Source organism: Natronolimnohabitans sp. A-GB9 (assembly GCF_030848565.1).
GTDB lineage: Archaea > Halobacteriota > Halobacteria > Halobacteriales > Natrialbaceae > Natronolimnohabitans.
This window is the reverse complement of the sequence record NZ_JAVDDV010000002.1, coordinates 388,622-403,240: the sequence shown is the minus strand read 5'-3', so window position 1 is coordinate 403,240 and position 14,619 is coordinate 388,622. Positions and strand designations below refer to the sequence as shown.

Annotated in this window: 15 protein-coding genes and 1 tRNA gene; 10 read left to right on the top strand and 6 right to left on the bottom strand. The window is 61.0% G+C overall.

The features are described from left to right. Positions 1-220 precede the first annotated feature (220 nt). Positions 221-514, top strand: a complete 294-nt coding sequence (locus tag RBH26_RS04480; protein WP_306756839.1) for an amphi-Trp domain-containing protein — start codon at positions 221-223, stop codon at positions 512-514. Positions 515-597: 83 nt separating this feature from the next. Here RBH26_RS04480 and RBH26_RS04475 read toward each other — a convergent pair whose 3' ends face one another. Further along, the gene (locus RBH26_RS04475) at positions 598-1,047 is read right to left on the bottom strand and encodes a hypothetical protein (RefSeq protein ID WP_306756838.1); all 450 of its coding nucleotides are present in this window, start codon (positions 1,045-1,047) and stop codon (positions 598-600) included. A 59-nt stretch (positions 1,048-1,106) separates the two neighbouring features. Here RBH26_RS04475 and RBH26_RS04470 point away from each other — a divergent pair, with 59 nt between their 5' ends. After that, the gene (locus RBH26_RS04470) at positions 1,107-1,742 is read left to right on the top strand and encodes an adenylate kinase (RefSeq protein ID WP_306756837.1); all 636 of its coding nucleotides are present in this window, start codon (positions 1,107-1,109) and stop codon (positions 1,740-1,742) included. Positions 1,743-1,876: 134 nt separating this feature from the next. Here the strand turns inward: RBH26_RS04470 and RBH26_RS04465 are convergent, their stop codons facing one another. Then, positions 1,877-3,376, bottom strand: a complete 1,500-nt coding sequence (locus tag RBH26_RS04465) for a hypothetical protein (RefSeq protein WP_306756836.1) — start codon at positions 3,374-3,376, stop codon at positions 1,877-1,879. Positions 3,377-3,636: 260 nt separating this feature from the next. On the opposite strand from RBH26_RS04465, the gene RBH26_RS04460 reads away from it, so the two are divergent. The 5 genes from RBH26_RS04460 (at position 3,637) to RBH26_RS04440 (ending at position 7,891) form a co-directional block, all read left to right on the top strand. Beyond that, entirely contained in the window at positions 3,637-4,590 is a 954-nt protein-coding gene (locus RBH26_RS04460; RefSeq protein WP_306756835.1) for a DUF106 domain-containing protein, read from the top strand. 159 nt (positions 4,591-4,749) lie between these two features. Then, positions 4,750-5,325 carry a (d)CMP kinase gene (gene cmk / locus RBH26_RS04455; RefSeq protein ID WP_306756833.1) on the top strand — a complete coding sequence of 192 codons (576 nt, stop codon included), beginning with the start codon at positions 4,750-4,752 and terminating at the stop codon, positions 5,323-5,325. 4 nt (positions 5,326-5,329) lie between these two features. Further along, positions 5,330-6,250, top strand: coding sequence for an RNA-guided pseudouridylation complex pseudouridine synthase subunit Cbf5 (locus tag RBH26_RS04450; RefSeq protein ID WP_306756832.1), 921 nt, complete (start codon positions 5,330-5,332; stop codon positions 6,248-6,250). 100 nt (positions 6,251-6,350) lie between these two features. Then, positions 6,351-6,421, top strand: a tRNA-Pro gene (locus RBH26_RS04445). 657 nt (positions 6,422-7,078) lie between these two features. Further along, positions 7,079-7,891 carry a hypothetical protein gene (locus RBH26_RS04440; RefSeq protein WP_306756831.1) on the top strand — a complete coding sequence of 271 codons (813 nt, stop codon included), beginning with the start codon at positions 7,079-7,081 and terminating at the stop codon, positions 7,889-7,891. A gap of 39 nt (positions 7,892-7,930) precedes the next feature. Here RBH26_RS04440 and RBH26_RS04435 read toward each other — a convergent pair whose 3' ends face one another. Then, positions 7,931-8,284 (bottom strand): hypothetical protein, encoded by a 354-nt coding sequence (locus RBH26_RS04435; RefSeq protein ID WP_306756830.1) that lies wholly within the window; start codon positions 8,282-8,284, stop codon positions 7,931-7,933. A gap of 197 nt (positions 8,285-8,481) precedes the next feature. Here RBH26_RS04435 and RBH26_RS04430 point away from each other — a divergent pair, with 197 nt between their 5' ends. Further along, a complete protein-coding gene (locus RBH26_RS04430; protein WP_306756829.1) occupies positions 8,482-9,060 on the top strand; it encodes an acyltransferase in 579 nt (192 codons plus the stop codon). Positions 9,061-9,181: 121 nt separating this feature from the next. On the opposite strand, the gene RBH26_RS04425 is transcribed toward RBH26_RS04430, so the two are convergent. Further along, a complete protein-coding gene (locus RBH26_RS04425; RefSeq protein WP_306756828.1) occupies positions 9,182-10,351 on the bottom strand; it encodes an FAD-dependent oxidoreductase in 1,170 nt (389 codons plus the stop codon). Between the two features lie 274 nt (positions 10,352-10,625). Beyond that, positions 10,626-11,546 carry an arginase gene (gene rocF, locus RBH26_RS04420; RefSeq protein ID WP_306756827.1) on the bottom strand — a complete coding sequence of 307 codons (921 nt, stop codon included), beginning with the start codon at positions 11,544-11,546 and terminating at the stop codon, positions 10,626-10,628. A 120-nt stretch (positions 11,547-11,666) separates the two neighbouring features. Here rocF and RBH26_RS04415 point away from each other — a divergent pair, with 120 nt between their 5' ends. Beyond that, positions 11,667-12,647, top strand: a complete 981-nt coding sequence (locus tag RBH26_RS04415) for a tyrosine--tRNA ligase (RefSeq protein ID WP_306756826.1) — start codon at positions 11,667-11,669, stop codon at positions 12,645-12,647. Positions 12,648-13,117: 470 nt separating this feature from the next. Beyond that, positions 13,118-14,056, top strand: a complete 939-nt coding sequence (locus tag RBH26_RS04410) for a biotin--[acetyl-CoA-carboxylase] ligase (protein WP_306756825.1) — start codon at positions 13,118-13,120, stop codon at positions 14,054-14,056. A 51-nt stretch (positions 14,057-14,107) separates the two neighbouring features. On the opposite strand, the gene RBH26_RS04405 is transcribed toward RBH26_RS04410, so the two are convergent. After that, complete coding sequence (locus tag RBH26_RS04405) at positions 14,108-14,584, bottom strand: universal stress protein (protein ID WP_306756824.1); 477 nt, start codon at positions 14,582-14,584, stop codon at positions 14,108-14,110. Positions 14,585-14,619: the final 35 nt, after the last annotated feature.

Below are 14,619 nucleotides of genomic sequence, written 5' to 3'. Positions count from 1 at the left end.
TCGGTTTGAAACAGATTAGCGGAAGTTGACGGCCTCAAAACGAATATGTTCGGGTAGTGAACGACTGCCGTCCGGCGGTTATGCGAAGCACCGACATTCGATGGGGTGGTGCGCGCTCACGCGCGCGGGTGTCTCACATCGAGTACCGAGTGGTCCGAATGATTTCGCTTCCACCGTACCGCGCCGGAACGCTCTATATCGTTCACCCCGAAGGTCACCTATGCCGGAAGAAGTCCTCTTCAAGTTCGAACGGCAGATGGACCGCGCCGATATCGCCGAGTACCTCCGTTCCGTTGCCGACAGCCTCGAGGCCGGCGACCCGATCGGACTCGAGGCCGGCGGCGAGTCGGTGACGATGACGCCACCAGCCCGACCGACCTTCGAGATCAAAGCCGAACGAGAGACCTCGAGTTCGGCGCCCGACGGCCCCGGCGAACTCGGACTCGAGTTCGAACTCGAGTGGGACGAAGGCGAGGAGCAGGCCGACGGCGACGGCAACCTCAAGATCGAGTAGGAGGAGTACCGTTCCACCCGTCGACTGCTGGATCGAACCGACCCACGGCATGGTTCGACCCAACAGCGCAGGCGTGAACACCACTAGAGTTCGACGATCCAGACGCGGACGTCCTCGGGGAGGCCGTAGACGCGCTGAAAGATCGCGTCGAGACACTGGGCGATCCTGTTGGGATCGGCTTTCGCACTCACGCGGACGTTGACCCCTTCGGCCTCCTCGGGGCGATGGATCGCGTCGATTTTAAACGCCGGAAACTCGCCGAGGAGTGTCTTGAGCGTCTCGAGTTCGTCGTCGGTGCAATCGAGGTTGATCGTGCCGTCGCCGAACTGGAGCCAGGGGACGCCGAGATCGGGGTCGGGACTGGCGGGCCCATCGGCAGCGTCGTCCCCCTCGTCAGCGTCGTCGAGATCGGAGAGGGAAGCCTCATCGACCTCGAGCGTCAGAAAGCCGCTTCCCCGCTTGCGGTGTGCCTGGATGGCATCGACGTACAGTTTTCGCCGCTCCGTCGGATCAGCCGCGTCGAATCGCGTCATACCGGAACGGATGTGACCATTTCTTTAAACCTTTATGTGACGCCGGTGAACGCCCGCATATGGCACAGCCACGAATTCTGATCCTGGGTGCACCCGGGGCAGGAAAGGGGACACAGAGCGCAAAGATCACCGAGGAGTTCGACGTCGACCACATCACCACCGGCGACGCACTCCGTGCGAACAAGGACATGGACATCTCCGATATGGACACGGAGTACGATACGCCACGGGAGTATATGGACCAGGGCGAACTCGTCCCCGACGAGGTCGTCAACGCCATCGTCGACGAGGCCCTCTCCCAGGCCGACGGCTTCGTCCTCGACGGCTACCCGCGCAACTTAGAGCAGGCCGAAGAACTCGAGGACATGACCGACTTAGACGCCGCGCTCTACCTCGACGTCAGCGAAGACGAACTGATCCACCGACTCACGGGTCGCCGACTCGACCCCGAGACGGGCGACATCTACCACGTCGAGTACAACCCGCCGGAAGACCCCGAAGTCGAAGAGCGACTCGAGCAACGCGACGACGACACCGAGGAGACCGTCAAGGAACGACTGCGCGTCTTCCGTGAGAACACCGAACCGGTCATCGAGTACTACGAGGAAGAGGGCACGCTCGAGCGCGTCGACGGCGAGCAAGCACCCGACGAGGTCTGGGAGAACGTGAAGACGACGATCGAAGACGCCAGCTAAAGCACGTTAGAATTCGATAAATTTTTCATAATATAAAATGAACAGATACATCAATCAAGTCCAGATAGTTCGATCTGAGTTTTGTTCCGAATAGTAAATGGAAGAGGGACTTACGGAAATACTATGATGGTTTTTTAATCCTCTATGTCAACTTTGTATTCAGCAATGTTGAGATATGTGAGATGTGGTGGAAAGACATAACTGTCTGGATTAATCGTTGGGGAAAAGTTCTCAAGTTCTGGATCATACATTCCCTCCGGTGCAGCAGATTTAACAGTGGCTGAGGAAACAACAACAGATCCATGAAGGTCACCAGCTGCTTGAAGACAAAGTTGACTACCACAACTGTCGATCTCGTCACTTTCATATCCTTCTTTGAATTCATTTCCCCCAGCTGGAGCGTAAATTACTCCTTCAAAATCTGAATTACCCCCATCCATGCCGACGTGCATTTCCGACGTCCCGTATATTTGGAGTGCTTGGGAGTTTATGGGTTCAGAGCAATCTGTTGCGCAAATACTATTATGACCAGAGTTATAATAAAGATCTCCTTCTGAGAAAATTTGAAGGGAATTTGTGTTGTTATCTGTACCCTCAACTGCGAGACTACTATCACCAATATCACCTTCAACTATCAAAGTGGTATTCCCCTCCGATACATCGAATGTGTATTCTTCACCAACGACTTCTTTTGCGAAATATTTTCCTTCTGGCACTGGTTCTTCCGAAACATTTGTAAGATTTGTTATTTCATTATCATCCTTTGCATCATCCACCATTGTGCCGATTTCACTATCTAGTTGTGGATAGATCTGATCGCTTTCTGAAAGGTCAAGATTTGCATGTTGTCCGCCGCCCTCAATATTAGCTTCACCAGTGACAATTCCGTCTTCGAATGTCCCATCGCTAATATCAAACCGGCCTAGTTTAGCCTCTACAGAATTGTCGGTTCCTTCATTACATGTTTCCTGGATTACTTGTCCCTCAGTGTTGCGAGTTTCCTGCTCAAAGTAATTTTCCCAACCTACACAATACTCGCTCGTAATATTTACCGTAATAGTACTCTGTTCTGCATAGGTTGCAGACTGATAAGTTGTTGTATTAGAGTGTGAAATTGACACGTCACCAGAGTCAATCTGTCCCTCGTTTTCGACTTCGATAATCGGGAACGTAAGTGTGCTTGTCCCTACATCATAATCAAGTGGAGGTGCCGAAACAATCTGTGTTTCGTTACCAGTCCCACGAAACACACCGCCTGCTTGGTACGCAATTGCTGTCCCATCTTCTCCTTGATATTCAATGGCACCCACAGTAACGTCTATTGGCTCGTCAAAATTGTCTCCAGTTATATTAATATGGCCAGCTTCTGTTTTCACAATCGCACCGTGGTCGCCAGCATTGAACCGCATTTTGTTAGCAGTATCATCAGTTGCTGCTGCAGACATTGTTTTACTTAATTCGACGAATGTTTGCTCAACTTGTTCCTGCTCAGACTGCTGTTGTGAATTACTAATCATATCACCAGCAATGAGAAGAATACCAATACTGCCTGCGGCAACTATCCCGATCAACAAAACGATACCCAGTACCGTCGACTGCCCCCGACTCGAGGAACGTGTGACAGGAGTTGCCACACTTCCACGTGATGTGCCCATGTCTTTGTTCTTGAGAGTCAGGATAATAATACAATCGGTAATTCCAATAGATCATGCCCCTTCATATGGCGCCCTCGTAGCTGTGGGCGCCAAATATGTCGATATTATAGTTGGAAATAAACAATAACGAGTAGCAGCTTCGGCGACAGTGATATCGACTACCGCAGGCAACGGCCGAGCAGTCGCAAGGGAACGGAAGATAAACACTTGTATACCGAACGTACCCTAGCCCAAGACAGATGACGCGTACAGCGGAGAAAATCAACGACCTCGTCCGCGAGGATTCTTCCATGTCCGATGCTCTCGAGGCCATTCGCGAGGCGGCCGACGAGAACGACGGCGAGGTCGAGTGGGCCGACGTCCGCGACGATCTGACGAGCGGACAATGGGGCCGACTAATCGAGAAAGGAGTACTAGTCGACGGCGACGAAGGGTTCGAGATCGCCGACCGCGAGGCCTTCGACGAGGCGCTCGACGGTGACGTCGACGGCGGGAGCTATGACGCCGACGTCGATCTCGACGACGAAGAGACCCAGTGGTCCCAGTGGGACAAACTAGCCGGCGTCGGATCGCTGCTGTTGATGTTCGGCTACTGGTTCGATCCCGTCCAGGCGACGGTCGGGAGTACGATCGACCTCGCGCTCGCGCCGCTGGACGCTACGTTGCCCTTCTATGCCGTTATCCTCTCGGTCGCCCTGCTGACTGGCCTGTACTCGACGCTGCTGCAGGCGAACCTGATGAACCCCGAGATCATGGGCAAATACCAGCAGCGGATGAAGGCCATGCAGGAGAAACAGCAAGACGTCCGCGACCGCAAGAAAGAAGCCGAGGAACGCGGCGCCAGCGAAGCCGAAATCGAACGCCTCGAGAACGAACTCGAGGAGGTCCGCGAGGAGCAGATGGAGGCCATGGCCGAGAACCTCGGGATGTTCAAAGAACAGCTCCGACCGATGGTCTGGATCATGCTGTTTACCATCCCGCTGTTCCTCTGGATGTACTGGAAGGTCCACGGTGTCGGCCTCGAGGGTGCCGAAGCGACGATCGTCATGCCGATCGCCGGTGAGACGACCTGGAATTCGGGACTGCTCGGTCCGATGCCGGCCTGGATCGTCTGGTACTTCCTGTGCTCGATGGGCTTTACCCAGCTGCTTCGCAAGGCGCTGAACATCGACATGACGCCGTCGGCGGCCTGAATCAGCCGGCGACGTCACCGACTTCGGTTCCGATCTTCGGTTTCCGGTCTCCGATTTCCGTCCTCGAATACGACAGCGTCGAGCGACTGCGCCGAATGCGCGCCATGCGTGTATCGAACGATTCAAAACCCATTTTAGCGGCCACCGCGCAGAACAGATATGTTACTCACCGTCTCCGGCCCGCCGGGTAGCGGGAAGAGTACGACAGCGGAGTTGCTCGCCGAGCGGTTCGACTTAGAGCACGTCAGCGGCGGTGACATCTTCCGTGAACTCGCCGAGGAGCGTGGCTACACACCCCTCGAGTTCAACAAACTCGCCGAGGAGAACGACCAGATCGATCGCGACCTCGATCGTCGGCTGCGCGAGATCGCCTGCGAAGAGGACGACCTCGTCCTCGAGTCTCGACTCGCGGGCTGGCTGGCCGGCGACCAGGCTGACTTCCGGTTCTGGTTAGATGCCCCACCACGAGTTCGCGGCCAGCGCATCGCCGAGCGCGAAGGGAAAGATCCCGAACGGGCGACCGAGGAGACGAAAGCCCGGGAGGCAAGCGAGGCCAAGCGCTACCAGGAGTATTACGGCATCGACATCCGCGATCTGACGATTTACGATCTCTCGGTGAACACGGCCCGCTGGGAGCCCGAGGCCGTGTTGGATATGTTCGTCACCGCCGTCGAACGCTACGAGGCAGCAGGCGACGAGGGACAGGCCCGCGTCGACACCGAGTACGAGTTCTGAGGCCATGGCCGAACGCTCTCGCCTCCGTGGCCCGCCCGACGAACGTACTCCGGAAGAACTGCTCACGTTCGGCGTCGTCAACCTCGACAAGCCACCAGGGCCGTCTTCCCACCAGGTTAGCGGGTGGCTGCGTGACGCCGTCGACGAGACGCTCGCCGAACGCGGTGCGGACGCGACGATCGAGCAGGCGGCCCACGCCGGGACCCTCGATCCCAAGGTGACCGGCTGTCTCCCCGTCATGCTCGGCGAGGCGACCCGGCTCGCCCAGGTCTTCCTCGAGGGCCCCAAGGAGTACGTCGCTGTTCTCGAGTGTCACGCCCCGGTTCCCGGCGACGTCGAGTCGATCGTCACCGAGTTCGAGGGGCCGATCTACCAGAAGCCCCCGCGAAAGAGTGCCGTCTCGCGTCGCCTCCGCGTACGCGAGATTTACGATTTGGAGGTGCTCGAGACCGACGACCGCAAGGCGCTGTTGCGGATCCGGTGTGAGAGTGGCACCTACGTTCGCAAACTCTGTCACGACCTCGGACTGGCGCTTGGCACCGGCGGTCACATGGGTCACTTACGCCGGACAGCGACGTCGCCGTTCGACGACCGGGATCTCCACTCGGCCTACGACTTCCTCGACGCGTTGGCGTTCTGGCGCGAGGACGACGATCCCGAACTCCTCTACGAGGTCGTCGACCCCGCCGAACGAATCCTGGAGGGGATCCCCAGCGTCGTGATCGCCGACAACGCAGCGCGCGAGGTCGCAAACGGAGCCCCGGTGTACGCGCCGGGCGTCCTCGAGGTCGACGACGGCGTTGCCGAGGGCGACCTGGTCGCCTGCTACACGCCCGACGGGGCGGCCGTGTGTCTCGGCGAATTCGTCGGGGATGTCGACGCCGACAGCGGCGTCGCCGTCGATCTCGAGCGTGTTCTGGTGTGAGTCTGGGATCGACTCGAGATGGGAAGACGGTACGCGATCACGTCCCAGACTGCGTTCGAAACGACACCCTTAAACGGCAGACGGCCATGGGTCTACATGCGGGACCGTGGGGTAGTGGTATCCTCTGCGGATGGGGTCCGTAGGACCCGAGTTCAATTCTCGGCGGTCCCATATTTTGTCGCAACAAACTCGTGAGCGACAGAACTCTGGAACGAGCCGAGAATTGAGCACGCAAGTCGCAGTCGACGAGCGCGAGCGAGTCGAAGCGTCTTGCATCTGTTCAATTCTCGGCGGTCCCACTTCTTCGACGTAACAAACGAGGGAGCGAAGCGACTGCTGTGCCGTGAGACGAAGACGTGGGATCAGGGAGCAGCTTTGCTGCGACCGTGGTTCCATATTTTGTGTCGCAGCTAACGAAGGAGCACAGCGACTGCTATGACTCGAGTGGGTGTCCAACCCAGCGGAGCCGGAAACTCGACGCACGGCTCGAGATGGTACTGCACGCAACATCGAATCCACGCAAAAGGGTGAAGCACCCATCGTGCACGATCTGACCAGCGTTGTGATGGGCCACTCCACTCGAACGATCCCGGAGACCGTAGTCCCTTCCCGGGATCATTCGTTCGGACAATGGATCCCCTATTAACTCTGTCGGTTATGATTGTTCGCCAACAATTGTGGGTGGTGTCTAAGCCGACCGTCGGCCTTGAAGAAGGTCGCGTGTGGCCACACCCAGAGACGGAGGGATGAAGCCGCGGTCCGTCCGTCGACGATCGGTGGCGGCTCGAGATCAGCGGCTTTAGGGCCGTCGGCTCTAAGAGCCGCGTAATGACGGTCGTCCTCGCCGGAGTCGGTGCCGACAGTACGAACCTGGGAACGCTCGCGCCGCTGTACGACGACGGACGGTTCGAGTACGTCCCGATCCCGGAGAAGACTTCCGAGACCGACGAGTCGGAAACGCTCGGTTCGTGGAATCTCCGTGCGGCCGACGGCACCGCGGCCGATCTCACGAACCGAATCACCCCCCAGCCGATCGGTGACGACGAGTGTCGTCTCACCGGCGAGGATCTCGCCTCGTGGCCGCTGCACCGCGACCCGAACTTTGCGGCGCTGACCTACGGCGAGCACCGGACCAGCGGCTACGTCTCGCGGCTCCGCGCGCTCGAGCCAGGCGACGTCGTCGGCTTCTACGCCGGGCTGCGCCGGCCCGGCGGCGAGCGGGCCCACCGATATCTGATCGGGTACTTCACGGTCGACCGGGTCGACGTCGTCACCCCCGAGATGCCGCAGGCGGAACGCGAGGAACTGCTCGCCGTCCACGCTGACAACGCCCACGCGAAACGCGCCCACGATGGCCAGCTGTACCTCGAGAAGCCGGTCGTCCTCGTCGACGGCCGCGAGCCCGGTGGCCTGTTCGACCGACATCCGATCCGTCTGAGTGACTACTACGTCAAGCCGGGTAACGAACGGCCACAGTACTACCTCCGAGAAGCGATCGCGACCGAGTGGGACGTCCGTGCCGGCGGCGAGAACATGATGTACAAACCGGCCTATCGGTGTGGCATCGCCAGTGACGCGTTCCGCGACCGCGTCGGCGTTCCGGGCGACCGAAACAGCAGCGACGCCGTCGTCGAAGCGTAATACTACCGGGCAGTATACCCGTCTTCTGACCAGTCGCGGTCAGCAATCGGCCGATTCCGGATCGACGGGGAGCTCGAGGTCGGAGACGTACGGCTCGAGGGCATCGAAGTTCGCTCCGGATGTGACCGTGTTCCTCGAGCGGTCGTAGTCGACGACGTCGTACTCGTCGAGCCGCGGCAGGTGATTGTGGACGAGTTGGATGATGACCGAACGGGGTGTCTTCACTCCGAGGTCGACTGCCGTTTCCCGTTGCCAGGTGACGACTCGCTCGGCGAACTCCCTCGTCGTCGTGCGGTCGACGACAGAGAGGTACCAAAGGAGGTGTTCGCGAACGACGTCGTCGAGCAACGAGTAGACGGGTTCCCGCTGGAGTCCGTCTGGATGACCAGGCATGATAGCCGACCTAGCTCTTGGAGTCGTAACAACGCTGTAGCCTAACTAGTGGGGTAGTTGTCGATCGGACTCGAGTTCGAACAGTCTCCGAAGGGCGGTCGGAAGCAGACTCTCGTCGAGGTGTTGGCTCGATCGTCGTCTCCCGTCGACGCGTTCGACCGATCGGTTTCATGTACCGAGAGAACCTATCGCCGATAGTGACCGACGAGACAGCGTCCCGTCACGACCGCGTCCGCCACCACCCGACGCCGGGACCGGGAAACTCCCTCGCCGACTGGCCCCGCGCCCGTCACCCGCTCCGTGTCGCCCTCTCCTACGTCGTCGTCTGGCTGATCCGGATCTCGCCGAGTTTGCGGCTCAAACGCTGGCTGTTGCGACGGCTCGGCGCCACCGTCGGCCCCGGCGTCTCCTGGGGGCTGGAGGCGACGCCGGACGTTTTCTGGCCGGACCTGATCACCGTCGAGGCAGAGGCGATCATCGGCTACGACGCGACGATCCTCTGTCACGAGTTCCTCCAGGACGAGTACCGAACGGGCGAAGTGGTGATCGGCGAGCGAGCGATGATCGGCGCCGGCGCCATCGTCCTTCCGGGCGTCGAGATCGGCGCGGAGGCTCGCGTCGCCGCGAACTCGCTTGTCACGCAGGACGTCCCGCCCGGAACGACCGTCGCCGGTGTTCCGGCCGAGCCGATGGGCTCGAGTGCCGACGCTGACGATGTCGACGAATCCGATAACACCGACGAAGCCGAAATCGGTGACGACGAATCCGAGTACTGACCCGGAACGGCGGTGTGCTTGCTCTCGAGTAGGTACCGGAAGGTCGTCTCGCCGCGGGGACTCCGTAGACGAAAGACGGTACACAGCGAAAAACGGTGTTCGGAACGCAACCGGGGGTGGCCTACAGCGACGGCCAGGACTTGCGGGCTTCGTTCCAGGAGGTGATGTCCGCGATCCAGCGGGCAGCGATCATCTTCTTCAAGTTCTTGGCCGGGACGCCGCTGAAGGTGTCGACGGGCAGGGAGAGACCGAAGGCCGGCTTGATCTCGTGGGCGACGGCCTTCTCGCCGACGGAGACGACGGTCCCTTTGTCCTCGTGTTCCCAGGTTTTCAGCGGGCGGTTCTCGATCGCACGGGAAATGTTCTCGCCGACGACCTCCGCGGCCTGCCAGGCTGCCTGGGCGGTCGGCGGTGCGGGCTGGTCACCCTGGTCGATAATTGCCGAGTCGCCGACGGCGAAGACGCGCTCGTCGGAGGTCTGGAAGTTCGCCTCGACGTTGACGCGGTTGTGTTCTTTCTCGATTTCGGCGTCGTCTAGGGCATCGCGGCCCGTGATGCCGCCGGTCCAGACGAGAACGTCGTGTTCGAGAGGCTCACCCTCGTCGAACTCGATGTGGTCGTCCGTCGCCTCGGTGATCGGATCGTCCGTGTGGATCCGGACGCCGGCGTCCTCGAGTAAGTCACGCAGGGCCTGTTGAATCTCGGGATCGTTACCGGGGAAGATCTCCTCGAGCGCTTCGACGAGGTGGATCTCGATGGGGGCGCGATGATTGTCGCGGAACTCGGCGATCTCGCCGGCAGTCTGGATGCCCGAGAGGCCGGCACCGCCGATGACGACCTGTGCGGGCTCGCCGCGAGTCGCGTCCTGGCTGGCCTCCTTGACGGCCTCGTGGATCTCGAGGGCATCGTCTAAGCTCTTCAGCGTCAGCGAGTGTTCCTCGAGGCCGGGAATGCCGTAGTAGGCGGTCTGGCTACCCAGTGCAACGAGGACGTAGTCGTAATCAACGTCGTCGTTGTCGGCGAGTTCGACGACCTGCTCGTCGACGTCGAGCCCGACGACCTCGTCTTTGATAAACCGGGTTGACGGGTCGGCGATCTGGTCGATGGGGAACGTGATGTCCGATCGGGCGTCGGGATCACGGATAACGCGGTGAGCTTCGTGGAGAACGAGGTGATAGTCGACGTCGGCAATCCAGGTCAGCCGTGCGTTACCCCCGAGCTCCGACTGGAGTTTGTTGATCGCACCAGCACCGGCATAACCGGCTCCGAGTACGACGACGTTCTCAGTCATATGTACTATTCCGAAATCCTCCGATACAAAGGTGTTGGAACGTTCACGAACGTGGTAGTTGGTATCACGCAACACGTAGCCGGTGTCTACGGTCGAGCGCGGACAGAACGGCCGGTCGTAACGACGATCGTAACTATTTCAGGAAGCGAAGACGGGATCGCGGTCGCTCCGGGAGTGTGTCGGATCGAGGACTCATACGGATTGCTGTACCGATTTCCGGCGCAACCGCAGCCCGGGTCGCGGTTGCGACGGTACCGACGTACAGTAGTCCGTATCAGAGGATCCGCTTGCCGAACGCGCTCGCGGTGAGTTCGGCCGCGATCGTCGCCGTCTCGTTTCCCTCGTCCAGAATGGGATTTACCTCGACGACGTCCATCGATCGCACGACGTCGTCTCGTTCGTGGTACTCGGAGACGGTCTCGAGTGCAGTGTGTGCCTCTCGGTAGGTGACGCCGCCACGGACGGGCGTGCCGACCCCGGGTGCGGTCTTGGGATCGACCCAGTCCAAGTCGAGACTCACGTGGACACCGTCGGTGCCGTCGGTCGCGATCGCGAGGGCGTCCTCGACGACCGCCGTCATGCCACGTTCGTCGATGTCGGACATCGTAAACGCCGTCAGGTCGCTGTCGCGGACCAGTTCTCGCTCGCGTTCGTCGATGCTCCGGAGGCCGACGTACGCGATCGCGTCCTCGCGAACGCGGGGGACGTTTGCCCACTCCATGTCGTCGAAGGCTCCCCGCCCGAGGACGGCGGCCAGCGGCATCCCGTGGACGTTCCCGCTTGGGGAGGTCGCGGGCGTGTTCAGGTCCGCGTGGGCGTCGAACCAGATCGCACCGAGATCGGCCTCGCGAGCCGAGCCGTGCATCGAGCCGATGGCGACGGAGTGGTCGCCGCCGAGCACGAGCGGGAACTCGCCGTCGGCAAGCGTCTCCGCGACCCGATCGCTCAGCCGGATGCTGACGTCGGCGACCTCCCGGAGGAACTTCGCGTCACCCCGCGTCGGCTGGTCGCTGTCGGGATCGCGTTCCTCCGCGTGGGGGATCGAGAGATCGCCCGCGTCGATCGGCTCGACGCCTGCCTGCTCGAGTCGGTCGGCCAGTTCCGCATACCGGATCGCCGACGGTCCCATGTCGACGCCGCGACGGTTCGTCCCGTAGTCCATCGGCGCGCCGATGATCCTGACAGTCGTCCCCATACTCGATATGGGACGTGGCGCGGTTTTATCGTGGCGATCGGCAAAGTGGTGGCGCCAACGCCCGTCTCGAGTCGCCGGTCTATCACCGGGTATAAATTCTTCCTCCGGTACCCTCCACATATGGACACCTACGACCTGATTACGCGAAACGCCGAGGAGGTCGTCACCGACGAGGAGGTGCGCGATCTAGCAGCCGATCCCGAAGGCAAGCGCGCCTACGTCGGCTACGAGCCCTCCGGCGTGCTTCATCTGGGTCACCTGCTGACGGCGAACAAACTCATCGACCTCCAGGAGGCCGGCATGGAGGTCGTCGTCCTGCTGGCCGACGTCCACGCCTACTTAAACGGAAAGGGGACCTTCGAGGAGATCCGCGAGACGGCCGAACAGATGAAAGCCCAGTTCATCGCCTACGGCCTCGACGAGGAGTCGACCGAGTTCGTCTACGGCTCGGAGTTCCAGCTCGACGACGACTACACGCTCGATCTACACGAACTCGAGCTCTCGACGACGATGAACCGCGCCCAGCGAGCGATGGCCGAACTCCAGAGCGGCGAGACGGCGAAGGTAAGCCACCTCGTCTACCCGTTGATGCAGGCCCTGGACATCGAATACCTCGATCTCGATCTGGCCGTCGGCGGGCTAGACCAGCGCAAGGTCCACATGCTCGCCCGCGAGGAACTGCCCGAACTCGGCTACGACTCGCCGCCCTGTCTCCACACCCCGATCGTCGCCGATCTTACCAGCGGCGAAGGGAAGATGTCCTCGAGCGAGGGCGTGACGATCTCGATGGAGGATGCGACCGAGGACGTCGAGGAGAAGGTCAACTCAGCGTTCTGTCCGCCAACCCGCGATCCCGAAGGCGACCTCGAGAATCCCGTCCTCGAACTGTTCGAGTACCACGTCTTCCCGCGATTCGAGGAGATCGTGGTCGAACGCCCCGAGAAGTACGGCGGCGACCTGACGTACGAGAGCTACGAGAGCCTCGCCGAGGATCTCGAGTCCGGCGAACTCCACCCCGCAGACGCAAAGAGCACGCTGGCGACGTACCTCGACGAACTGATCGAACCCGGTCGCGAGAAACTGCGCGAGATTCGCGACTGAGACGGTCTTCTGTCGTCACGTCCCGCTGTGGCCCGTCACGGTCACGGCTGTACCGGAACTGACGGACAGCAGTCCATCCGAGCGAGCGGGTCGTTTCGACCGCCTGCCTTCGTCGTCCGAGTCGGACCGAACTGTTCCACTTCAGAACTCGACCGCACCGATTTCGATCTCGTCCCCACAACGGCGACACTCGAAGCTCGTTCGGTACTCCTCACACGGTTCGTGTACCTCACGCCCACACGTCTCACAGATCACGAGTTCTGTCTCGTCGATTCGACGTTGACAGGTCGTGCAGATCCGTCCGATTTTCATGGCTATTGGTAGCGTGCCGCACGCCCTATTCGTAGCTCCGTGAACGAGCGACAAAAGCCTACGGATCGACCAACGAACCGAACGGTTCGACGGGGTCGGCGGCCGCTCGTCGGATCCGAACCCGCCGATTGAAGTACGAGTATCCCCCTCTCGAGGGCATGAACGAGACGCGACGATCGATCCTCGAGGCGCTTTCGGACGGTCCGGTCTCGGGACCGGCGCTGGCGGAGTCACTCGACATCTCGCGGGCGGCCGTCTGGAAACACATCGACGGCTTGCGCGACGAGGGGTTCGAGATCGAGAGCGGTCCGGACGGATACGAACTGGTCGCCGTCACGGCGTACAACGGCGCGGCCATCGAGTACGAACTCGAGGCGCCATTTACCGTCGAGTATCACGATTCGATCGAAAGCACGAACGATCGCGCGCGCGAACTCGCGTCGGAGGGTGCTTCGGACGTCGCCGTGTTGGCGGACGAACAGGTCGGTGGCCGCGGTCGCCTCGAGCGGGCGTGGACGGCGCCGTCGGGCGGCGTCTGGGTGAGCGTCGTCACCAGGCCGTCGATCCCGCCCGCACAGGCACCGCTGTACACGCTCGCAGCCTCGGTCGCGACGGCAGCGACAGCCCGCGAGGCCGGCGTCGATGCCCGGATCAAGTGGCCCAACGACGTCGTCGTTCCGGACGGGAACGACGGTGACTACCGAAAGCTCGCGGGGATCCTGACCGAGATGGAAGGACAGACGGATCGCGTCGAGTGGATCGCCGTCGGTATCGGCGTCAACGCGAACATCGACGCCGACACGCTCCCCGAGGGAGCAACGAGCATCCGCGAGGAAGCCGGTGACGTGGATCGACGGCGGTTCGTCCAGCGGCTACTCGAGGAGTTCGACGAGTATCGAAACGATCTCGAGTCGGTCGTCCCGGCCTGGCGCGATCTAGCGTTGACGCTCGGCCAGCGTGTCAGGGTCGACCGCCCTGCAGGCGAGGTCGTCGGCGAAGCGGTCGACGTCACCGAGTCGGGCGCGCTCGTCGTCGAGACTGACGACGGCAGCGAGACGGTTTCGGCGGGCGACTGCGAACACCTCCGACCGGTCTGATATACTGTCGGACAGCAGTCACTGTCGTGCTGTCCGACAGTATGAAGCCGATCACTCGACGGCGACCGGTCGGCGCTTCTCCTGGTCGACGTCCTCGTCCGAATCGACGTTGACCGTCAACACCGGAACCGGCGCACGACGGACGACACACTCGGTCACGCTGCCCAACAGGAGGCGGTTGAGTCCGGCGCGGCCGTGGGTCCCCATGACGACGAGATCACACTCACCTGGCTGGGCCTGCTCGACGATGACGCGACTGGGCGACCCCTCGAGGACGACCGTCTCGACGTCGACGTCGGCCGGCGCGAGTTGCGCTGCCCGATCGACGGCATCGTTTCCCCTCGCCCGGAGCGCACCACTGACGCCCTCCAGAGCGGCTTCCATCGGCATGTTTCCGTAGCCGGCGACGCTGACGACGTAGAGCGCTCGTACCGTCGCGTCGTGGGTTCGGGCCAGATCGAACGCGTACTCGAGTGCGTATTCCACCTCCGGCGAGCCGTCGGTCGGGACGAGAATGCAGTCGTACATATGATATGTATTACCATAGCATAGTCGAGTATAAT

Coding starts and splice junctions, on each gene's coding strand:
- RBH26_RS04480 (WP_306756839.1), top strand. CDS start 221: ATGCCGGAAGAAGTCCTCTTCAAGTTCGAACGGCAGATGGACCGCGCC.
- RBH26_RS04475 (WP_306756838.1), bottom strand. CDS start 1,047: ATGACGCGATTCGACGCGGCTGATCCGACGGAGCGGCGAAAACTGTAC.
- RBH26_RS04470 (WP_306756837.1), top strand. CDS start 1,107: ATGGCACAGCCACGAATTCTGATCCTGGGTGCACCCGGGGCAGGAAAG.
- RBH26_RS04460 (WP_306756835.1), top strand. CDS start 3,637: ATGACGCGTACAGCGGAGAAAATCAACGACCTCGTCCGCGAGGATTCT.
- cmk (WP_306756833.1), top strand. CDS start 4,750: ATGTTACTCACCGTCTCCGGCCCGCCGGGTAGCGGGAAGAGTACGACA.
- RBH26_RS04450 (WP_306756832.1), top strand. CDS start 5,330: ATGGCCGAACGCTCTCGCCTCCGTGGCCCGCCCGACGAACGTACTCCG.
- RBH26_RS04440 (WP_306756831.1), top strand. CDS start 7,079: ATGACGGTCGTCCTCGCCGGAGTCGGTGCCGACAGTACGAACCTGGGA.
- RBH26_RS04435 (WP_306756830.1), bottom strand. CDS start 8,284: ATGCCTGGTCATCCAGACGGACTCCAGCGGGAACCCGTCTACTCGTTG.
- RBH26_RS04425 (WP_306756828.1), bottom strand. CDS start 10,351: ATGACTGAGAACGTCGTCGTACTCGGAGCCGGTTATGCCGGTGCTGGT.
- rocF (WP_306756827.1), bottom strand. CDS start 11,546: ATGGGGACGACTGTCAGGATCATCGGCGCGCCGATGGACTACGGGACG.
- RBH26_RS04415 (WP_306756826.1), top strand. CDS start 11,667: ATGGACACCTACGACCTGATTACGCGAAACGCCGAGGAGGTCGTCACC.
- RBH26_RS04410 (WP_306756825.1), top strand. CDS start 13,118: ATGAACGAGACGCGACGATCGATCCTCGAGGCGCTTTCGGACGGTCCG.
- RBH26_RS04405 (WP_306756824.1), bottom strand. CDS start 14,584: ATGTACGACTGCATTCTCGTCCCGACCGACGGCTCGCCGGAGGTGGAA.